Raw genomic sequence first — 289 nt, 5'->3', positions numbered from 1 at the left:
CCCCTGCCCGCGGCAGCCCCCCGGCGGCGCCGTTTTGCCACCCTGCGCACGGTGGCGGCGCTGGTGCTGCGCGAGATGTCGACCCGCTACGGGCGCACCCCGGGCGGCTATGTCTGGGCGGTGCTGGAGCCGCTGGCGGCGATTCTGTTCCTCGCCGTGGGGTTTTCGCTGGTGATCCACACCCCGTCGCTGGGCACCAGCTTCCTGCTGTTCTATGCCACCGGCTACCTGCCCTTCAACCTGTACCAGTCGCTGTCGCTCACCGTGTCCCGGGCGATCAGCTTCTCGC

At 70.2% G+C, this 289-nt stretch carries 1 pseudogene; it reads left to right on the top strand.

The annotated features are described in order from the left end of the window. Positions 1–289: pseudogene (locus RA26_RS23285) on the top strand (ABC transporter permease); the annotation flags it as partial.

Origin of the sequence: Leisingera sp. ANG-M7, assembly GCF_000813965.1 — a bacterium.
Lineage (GTDB): Bacteria > Pseudomonadota > Alphaproteobacteria > Rhodobacterales > Rhodobacteraceae > Leisingera.
Note: the sequence above shows the minus strand (reverse complement) of the source record. Positions and strands in the feature narration are given on the sequence as shown.